This is a genomic window from Methylobacterium dankookense (genome assembly GCF_902141855.1).
In the GTDB taxonomy this organism is placed as follows: domain Bacteria; phylum Pseudomonadota; class Alphaproteobacteria; order Rhizobiales; family Beijerinckiaceae; genus Methylobacterium; species Methylobacterium dankookense.
This window is the reverse complement of record NZ_CABFVH010000095.1, coordinates 1-7,201: the sequence shown is the minus strand read 5'-3', so window position 1 is coordinate 7,201 and position 7,201 is coordinate 1. Positions and strand designations below refer to the sequence as shown.

Below are 7,201 nucleotides of genomic sequence, written 5' to 3'. Positions count from 1 at the left end.
TCGCCACGCGCTACGACAAGGACCCCGACAACTTCCTCGCCAGCGTCAAGCTCGCAGCCCTGCGGGTCTGGCTGCGAACTTAATGAGTCCGCGACCTAGGCAAGGCATCCGTACCGGGCCGGGCGATCACTTGCCCGTCTCCCGGCACCGATATCGCGAGGATGGTCGTTCAATGACGGAAACCTATCGAGGCATCGACAGGGCGACGCTGGATCGAGGCTACAACGCACGGTCCAGCGTCGCGAGTTTCGACGCGGAATATGCCAAGTACGTCGAGGCCTCCGCCCGCGCCCGCGCCGAGTTCCCCGATTACAAGACACTGGTCTACGACGAGACGTCCCGGCAGGCGCTCGATCTCTTCAGCGCCGGGGAGAACACACCGGTCTTCGTCTGGTTGCACGGAGGCTACTGGCGCGCCCTGTCGAAGGACGACAATTCCTTCGTCGCACTCGGCTTGGTCTCCAGGGGGATCTCGGTCGCAGTCGTCGATTATTCGCTCGTCCCGCATGTCAGCCTGGACGAGATCGTGCGGCAGACGCGCGCGGCGGTCGCGTGGCTGCATCGGCACGGACGGGAGCACGGGCTGGACACGAACCGGATCCATGTCGGCGGTTCGTCGGCGGGTGCCCATCTGTGTGGGATGCTCCTGGCCGAGGGATGGCACCGGCCGTTCGGAGTGCCGGAGGACGTCGTCGGCTCGGCGCTGCTCCTCAGCGGCATCTACGATCTGGAGCCGCTGCTGCTCACGCATGTGAACGAGTGGATGAAGCTCGACCTCCACGGGGCCCGGCGCAACAGCCCCATCGCGATGATCCCCCCTCGCTCGAGCGCCGACCTGCTGGCGACGGTCGGCGGCATCGAGTCGTCCGAGTTCAAGCGGCAGACCGAGGAGTATCTCGCGGCGTGGCAGGCGAGGGGGCACGAGGGCCGAGCGGTCGCGATGCAGGGCTACCAGCATTTCGATATCGCGCTCAGCCTGTCTGAGCCGGACGGCACCCTGGCACAGGCGCTGTCTGCCTCAGTCGCGCAACGCTGAACCGGTTCGACGCCGAGACCCGCGCCACCCCGCCGCCATATCCAATGGCGGGGTGGCGTTTCGACGCGACGAGGCGACCTGCGGGCGGATGCCTCAGCTGAACGCCCGGTAGGCGACGATCGTTTCGGTATCGCGGATGTTGTTCAAGCTTTGAACATTCTCGGCGATGAACTGGCCGATCTCGACCGAGTCGTTAACGTGGAACTTCGCGATGAGGTCGAAGTGCCCGGCCGTCGAGTAGATTTCCGATGCGATACTCCTGTGGACGAGCTGATCGGCCACGTCGTAGGTCTTCCCCAGTTCACATTTGATCTGGACGAAAAACGTCTTCACCGAGAAGCTCCTTCTTAGGATGCGTCCGGCTCGCTCCGTTCGAAACGGCGGAGAGCTTCGGTCGCGCCGGGGGCTGCCACAACCCGAGGCACCGAGGCCAGTTTGGGATGGGTGGTATCCTTCAAGTGGGTCGGTTATATCCTCAACTAGGGGACGGACCAAGCTATCGAGGGACTGGAGTGTGGCGCAGTCCGCGGCTCTTTTGGCGCAGAGTGAGACCGAGGGTCCCGACGCTCTCTCCCGTGATGATCCGAAGCTCGGATTGCGCGCGTGGCTGCGTCTGTTCGGTTGCTCGACCCTCATCGAGAACGAAATCCGCAAGCGATTGAGGGAAGAGTTCGACTTCACGCTTCCACGCTTCGATCTCCTGGCTCAGCTCGACAAGGCGGAGGACGGTCTCGTCCTGGGCGAGGCGTCGCGGCGGCTGATGGTTTCGGCCGGCAACATCACGGCCATCACCGAGGGGCTGCTGAAGACGGGCTACATCGTCCGCGACCCCGATCCGAACGACAAGCGCGTCCAGCGCATCCGGATGACCCATGCGGGACGCGCGGCGTTCAAGGTGATGGCGAGCGCCCATGCCGACTGGATCAACGAGTTGTTCTCGGCGCTCTCAGCCGAGGAGATCACGGCTCTGGACCGCACGCTGACCAAGCTCAAGCACGGGCTTCAGGCGAGGCTGGAGAAGTAGCCGTTTCGGCAACGCCGTCGGCACGCACCCGTGCCATTGTCCTACAGCTCGCCGCCGGCCACGGTGATCGCTTGCCCCGTGACGGAGCCAGCCCCCGGGCCGGCGAGCCAGCGGGCCGCATCGGCCACCTCGCCGGGCTCGACCAGCCGGCCTTGAGGATTGTGCTTGGTCAGGGAAGCAAGGGCGGCGGCCCGATCCCGGCCGGTGCTCTGCATGATCCGCTCAAGGCTCTCGCCCACCAAGTCGGTGTCCGTGAAGCCGGGGCACACGGCGTTGACCGTGATGCCGTCCCGCGCGACTTCCAGGGCGAGGGACCGCACCAGACCGATAGCTGCGTGCTTGGCGGCGCTGTAGGCCGACACGTAGGCATAGCCCTTGAGGCCTGCGGTCGAGGCGATGGCGATGATGCGCCCGCTCTTGCGCGCGAGCATTCCGGGGAGGACGGCCTGGACAGCGTTCACGACCCCGACGACGTTGACGTCGAACATCCGGCGGAACAGGGCCGGATCGTGCTTCAGGAACGGGGCGGATTCCGCCGCGCCGGCATTCGCGACCAGAACTTCGATCGGCGCCACACCCTCGGCCTCGCGGATGGCCGCCTCGACGGCATGGGGGTCGGTCACGTCCGCCACGTAGGCGCGATCCGCCACCGCGGTGGCCAGGGCGGCGTCGAGAGCGGCGCGGTCCCGGCCGATGATGCTGACGGTTGCCCCGTCCTCCTTGAAGGCCGTCGCGATGGCCCGGCCGATGCCGCGACCGCCGCCGGTGACGAGGACATGTCGGGTGCTGCTCGGATGCGCGGGGTTCTGCATGGGGCCTCCGGTCGGTGCGATATAGGCTTTATCGTGCTCCGCGCCGGGCCGCCGCACGAGGGCGGTCCGGGCCTGCGCGGGGCACGTCAGTCTCGGGGCGGACGCGCCGGGGATCAGGCGCGGCGATAGCCGACCAGGCTCGCGTCATCGACCTCGTCGAGGTTGACGACGATGTTCTCGGGCGTGCGCGTGGTCAGCCACACGAGATCGTTGGTGGTGCTCATGTTGACCTCGACATGCGGCATGAATGGCGGCACGAACACGAAGTCGCCCTCGCTCATGTCGATGTACTCGGCATAGTCCGCACCGAAGTAGATCCTGGCCTTGCCCTTCAGCACGTAGCCGCCGGTCTCGGCCTCACCGTGGTGGTGCGGCAGCGAGCGGTAGCCCGGCGCGTTGCTGACCTTGCCGAACCAGATGCGCGTCGCGGGCGTGTGCTGCCGGCTGACACCGGAGACCCGGATCGCGCCGCCGGACTGGCCGGTGCTGGTGTCTTCCTCGCCCGCGCGGGTGACGATGGGCTTCAGGTTCTCGGACATGGGTGTCTCCCTCGGAATGGTCATAGAAGGCCGGTTTCGACGGCGACGCGGCGATAGGCGGCGCCCGCGGTGAAGCCGCCGTCGATCACAAAATCCTCGCCGGTGATGAAGCTCGCCTCGTCACTCGCCAGGAAGCGGACGAGGCGGGCCACCTCGTCGGGCTCGCCCGGCCGGCCCATCGGTGTCAGGCCGATCATCGGGGCGAGGTGGGGCGAGTCCTTGTTGAGGCCCGTCACCACGAGGCCGGGGCAGACCGCATTGACGCGGATGCGGTCGCCCACGAGTTCCATCGCTGCGGTCTTGGTGAGCCCGCGCAGGCCCCACTTGCTGGCGGTGTAGGCCGGGTCGGCATGACCCGAGAAGGCCGAGTTCGAGGCGATGTTGACGATGCTGCCGCCCCCCGAGGCCCGCATCGCGGGCGCGACCGCGCGGATGCCGAGGAAGGCGCCGGTGAGGTTGACGGCGAGCACGCGGTTCCAGGCGTCGAGGTCGGTCGCCGCCACGCCGGTACGGTTGATGATGCCGGCATTGTTGACGAGGATGTCGAGGCGATCACGCCAAGTCACGGCTGCCGAGACCAGCGTCCTCCATCCCTCTGGCGACGTGACGTCGGCGGCGAGGAACTGTGCGTCTAGCCCCTCATCACGCAACTCGGCGGCGTAAGCCTCGCCCTGCTCGGCCAGCACGTCGCAGATCGTGACGGCGACGCCGGACTGAGCCAGCAGGCGGGCCTGGGCCGCGCCCTGGCCGCGGCTGCCGCCCGTGATGAGAGCGGCCTTGCCCTTGAGGTCGGTGAACGCGCTCATCTCATGCCCCCTGGATCACGGCCTGGCGCTGCTCGCCGAGCCCGTCGATGCCGAGTCGCATGGTCTGGCCGGCCCGCAGGAAGACCGGCGGCTTCTGGCCGAGTCCGACACCCGGAGGCGTGCCGGTGGCGATGACGTCGCCGGGGTGGAGCGTCATGAACCCGCTGATGTAGCTGACGAGCTCGGCCACGCCGAAGATCATCCGCGCGGTGGTACCGGTCTGGCGGCGGGTGCCGTCCACGTCGAGCCAGAGCCCGAGCGCTTGCGGGTCGGGCACCTCGTCGCGCGTCACCAGCCAGGGTCCGATGGGACCGAAGGTGTCGGCGCTCTTGCCCTTGGTCCACTGGCCTCCGCGCTCGGACTGGAAGGCGCGCTCGGACACGTCGTTGACGACGCAGTAACCGGCGACGAAATCCAGCGCCTCTCCTTGCGTGACGTGCTTGGCGCGGCGGCCGATCACGATGCCGAGTTCGACCTCCCAGTCGGTCTTCTCGGAGCCGCGGGGGATCTCGACCGCATCGTTCGGGCCGCAGACCGCGCTGGTGGCCTTCATGAACAGTACCGGCTCCTCGGGCGGAGCCTTGCCGATCTCGGCGGCGTGGTCGGCGTAGTTCAGGCCGACGCAGACGAACTTGCCGATGGCGCCGACGCAGGCGCCGATCCGCGGAGTCCCGTCCGCGAGGGGTAGGCTCTCGGGATGGAGGGCGCGCAGCCGAGCGAGACTCTCGTCTGACAGGAACGGTCCGGCAATGTCGGGAACGTGGTCCCGGAGGTCGCGGATGCGGCCCTCCCCATCGAGGAGGCCGGGGCGCTCGGCGCCGGGCTCTCCATATCGCAGCAGCTTCATGGCCTGTCTCCAAATGAGCGGGTCAGTAAAAGGCGGGGTGCTGGGCCAGCGTCGGCCAGAGGTCGGGGTCGTGCCCTGGGATGACGCGGGCCTGGGCTCGGTCGGCGACGGCACGCAGCTTGGCGACGGAGCGCACGGCGTCGGTCACCGAGGTGACGGCACCGGGCAGCGCCCGGTGCTCCCAGTGGTCCATCGTGTCGGCGGCATCGATCGCGAGCAGCGTCGCGCCGATGCCTGAGCGCACGAGGAAGGATTGGTGGCCGACCGTGTGACCGGGTGAGCGGATGCAGGTGATCGCACCGTCGCCGTAGAGATCGAAGAAGTCGCCCCACGCCTCGTCGAGCAGGCACCAGTCGAGGTTCGGCCGGTCGAAATCGGCCCGCACGAAGGCGCCGGCGCAGAACCAGTCTGGCGCCAGCGCGTAGTCGAGCGCGGCGCGTTGCACGACGTGGCGAGCATTCGGGAACATGCCGATCGCGCCGGTATGGTCGAGATGGAGGTGGGACAGAAGGACGGTGCGCACATCCGCCGGGTCGAACCCCGCCGCCCGCATCTGCGCGGCGCAATCCTGGCCGGCCTGCATCCGGGGGACGAACACGTCCGCAATGGGCCCCCAATGGGCCTGCGGGTCGGTCGCGCAGATCCCCGGAAACCCGCCGTCGATCACCACATGCCCCCTGGGATGGGTGATCAGGTACCAGGGAACCGGAATCTCGTAGGGCTCACCGAGACCCTGATTCAGATAGATGTCCTGACGGCGGCAGCCGAGGGTGCCGGTCTGGAAGAGATGCAGGCGGATATCCGACACCGTTCCTCCCCGCGGTCCTGAGGGACCATTGTTTCAAGCTTCAACTTTATCAGAGATGAGCGCTCAGTGCGCCCCTTGTCAAGAGAAACTTCAATGTTGAAGCTTGTTGGGGACCGGGGCGTGCCCTAAGGTCCGCTCACGCTCGAACGCCCACCGAAAGCATGCTCCATGGATGCATCCGCCGCAGCCCTTCCTCTGGTGCGCACCCTGACGCTTCCCTCCGAGGCCAATCTCAACGGGGGCGTGTTCGGCGGGTGGATCATGGCCGAGCTCGACAAAGCTGCTGGGCTGCTCGGCATGCGGCGGGCGCGAGGGGCTTGCTCCACAGTCGCAGTGGAGAACCTTCGCTTCCTCGCACCCCTCAGGGTCGGCGAGGAATTCTCGATCTACGGGGAAGTCGAATCGGTCGGACGCAGTTCGATGCGGCTCAAGCTCGACGGCTTCGCCGCCAGCCCGTCCGGTGGCGAGCAGCGGCGCGTCGTGGAGGCGCTGTTCGTCTCCGTAGCCCTCGACGCCGATGGCCGATCACGGCCGGTGCCGTAGGCCCGCGTCGTCGGAGCAAACAACGCGCCGTCCTCCGATCATCCTGGGATCACGGATGATGGCGCGACATCCCTGGTCGCGTTCTGCGACGTGGGACGATGGGCCAGAGGATGGTCAGCGCGGAGCGATGCGCTCCTGGACCGAGCTTCTGAGCCGGTTGAGGTGCTCCATCAGGGTGACGACCTCGCTGTCGGACAGATCGGCACAGAGCTCTTCGATCCAGCGATTATGCGCCTCGGCCATGCCCCTAAAGGTGGCCCTGCCGGCCTCGGTAATGCGGATGATCTGGACGCGACGGTCGCTCGGCGATTGCTGGCGCGTGATGAAGCGGCTGGCCAGCAGCTTCTCGACAACTGCCGTGACGTTACCGGCGGAGACCATCAGCAGCTTCGAGGCTTCGCTCAGAACGAGCCCGTCCTCGGCTTTGTCGAGCTGGGCGAGCAGGTCGAAGCGCGGCAGCGTGGAGTTGAACTGCTCGCGCAGCCGCGAGCGGATCTCGTTCTCGATGAGGGTCGAACAGGCGAGGAGGCGCAGCCACGTTCGCACGGCGATGCGGCTGTCGCGCCCCTCAGCCGCATCGCCCCCATCGGGTGGCGCGGTCGGCTTCGGGCCTTCGCTCTCCTGACCCGGGGTAGCGTCGTCCCGCTCGCGCGGGACGATCCGGATGCGACGGCCTTGGGCCCCGATTGTCCGTCGTCAGATGATTTGAGACGGTTTGCGGTGCTCAGGAACGGAGGCTCTGGTCCACCTTGGTTGAGAGGTTAGGCAGCCTGCGCGTGGTGGCGC

At 67.4% G+C, this 7,201-nt stretch carries 10 protein-coding genes and 1 pseudogene; 4 read left to right on the top strand and 7 right to left on the bottom strand.

Translation table 11 applies throughout. The annotated features are described in order from the left end of the window. Both MTDSW087_RS29415 and MTDSW087_RS29410 read left to right on the top strand, forming a co-directional pair. A pseudogene (locus MTDSW087_RS29415) lies at positions 1-83 on the top strand (IS5/IS1182 family transposase); the annotation flags it as partial. An 89-nt stretch (positions 84-172) separates the two neighbouring features. After that, positions 173-1,036 carry an alpha/beta hydrolase gene (locus tag MTDSW087_RS29410; RefSeq protein ID WP_144769289.1) on the top strand — a complete coding sequence of 288 codons (864 nt, stop codon included), beginning with the start codon at positions 173-175 and terminating at the stop codon, positions 1,034-1,036. A gap of 93 nt (positions 1,037-1,129) precedes the next feature. On the opposite strand, the gene MTDSW087_RS29405 is transcribed toward MTDSW087_RS29410, so the two are convergent. Next, positions 1,130-1,369: an Lrp/AsnC family transcriptional regulator gene (locus tag MTDSW087_RS29405; protein WP_144769287.1), complete on the bottom strand. Its 240-nt coding sequence runs from the start codon at positions 1,367-1,369 to the stop codon at positions 1,130-1,132. A 181-nt stretch (positions 1,370-1,550) separates the two neighbouring features. On the opposite strand from MTDSW087_RS29405, the gene MTDSW087_RS29400 reads away from it, so the two are divergent. Further along, positions 1,551-2,060 (top strand): MarR family winged helix-turn-helix transcriptional regulator, encoded by a 510-nt coding sequence (locus MTDSW087_RS29400; RefSeq protein ID WP_238179833.1) that lies wholly within the window; start codon positions 1,551-1,553, stop codon positions 2,058-2,060. A gap of 41 nt (positions 2,061-2,101) precedes the next feature. Here MTDSW087_RS29400 and MTDSW087_RS29395 read toward each other — a convergent pair whose 3' ends face one another. From MTDSW087_RS29395 to attM, 5 genes are all read right to left on the bottom strand, one after another. Continuing rightward, a complete protein-coding gene (locus MTDSW087_RS29395; protein ID WP_144769283.1) occupies positions 2,102-2,872 on the bottom strand; it encodes an SDR family NAD(P)-dependent oxidoreductase in 771 nt (256 codons plus the stop codon). Between the two features lie 113 nt (positions 2,873-2,985). Then, positions 2,986-3,411: a cupin domain-containing protein gene (locus MTDSW087_RS29390; RefSeq protein WP_144769282.1), complete on the bottom strand. Its 426-nt coding sequence runs from the start codon at positions 3,409-3,411 to the stop codon at positions 2,986-2,988. Between the two features lie 20 nt (positions 3,412-3,431). Continuing rightward, positions 3,432-4,217, bottom strand: coding sequence for an SDR family NAD(P)-dependent oxidoreductase (locus MTDSW087_RS29385; RefSeq protein ID WP_144769280.1), 786 nt, complete (start codon positions 4,215-4,217; stop codon positions 3,432-3,434). A gap of 1 nt (position 4,218) precedes the next feature. Further along, positions 4,219-5,064: a fumarylacetoacetate hydrolase family protein gene (locus MTDSW087_RS29380; protein ID WP_144769278.1), complete on the bottom strand. Its 846-nt coding sequence runs from the start codon at positions 5,062-5,064 to the stop codon at positions 4,219-4,221. Positions 5,065-5,086: 22 nt separating this feature from the next. Next, a complete protein-coding gene (gene attM / locus MTDSW087_RS29375; RefSeq protein WP_144769276.1) occupies positions 5,087-5,872 on the bottom strand; it encodes an AttM family quorum-quenching N-acyl homoserine lactonase in 786 nt (261 codons plus the stop codon). Positions 5,873-6,040: 168 nt separating this feature from the next. Between attM and MTDSW087_RS29370 the strand changes: the two genes are divergently transcribed. Then, positions 6,041-6,415, top strand: coding sequence for an acyl-CoA thioesterase (locus MTDSW087_RS29370; protein WP_238179831.1), 375 nt, complete (start codon positions 6,041-6,043; stop codon positions 6,413-6,415). Between the two features lie 114 nt (positions 6,416-6,529). On the opposite strand, the gene MTDSW087_RS29365 is transcribed toward MTDSW087_RS29370, so the two are convergent. Then, positions 6,530-6,961 (bottom strand): MarR family winged helix-turn-helix transcriptional regulator, encoded by a 432-nt coding sequence (locus MTDSW087_RS29365; RefSeq protein ID WP_144769273.1) that lies wholly within the window; start codon positions 6,959-6,961, stop codon positions 6,530-6,532. Positions 6,962-7,201: the final 240 nt, after the last annotated feature.

Coding starts and splice junctions, on each gene's coding strand:
- MTDSW087_RS29385 (WP_144769280.1), bottom strand. CDS start 4,217: ATGAGCGCGTTCACCGACCTCAAGGGCAAGGCCGCTCTCATCACGGGC.
- MTDSW087_RS29395 (WP_144769283.1), bottom strand. CDS start 2,872: ATGCAGAACCCCGCGCATCCGAGCAGCACCCGACATGTCCTCGTCACC.
- MTDSW087_RS29390 (WP_144769282.1), bottom strand. CDS start 3,411: ATGTCCGAGAACCTGAAGCCCATCGTCACCCGCGCGGGCGAGGAAGAC.
- MTDSW087_RS29370 (WP_238179831.1), top strand. CDS start 6,041: ATGGATGCATCCGCCGCAGCCCTTCCTCTGGTGCGCACCCTGACGCTT.
- MTDSW087_RS29410 (WP_144769289.1), top strand. CDS start 173: ATGACGGAAACCTATCGAGGCATCGACAGGGCGACGCTGGATCGAGGC.
- MTDSW087_RS29380 (WP_144769278.1), bottom strand. CDS start 5,064: ATGAAGCTGCTGCGATATGGAGAGCCCGGCGCCGAGCGCCCCGGCCTC.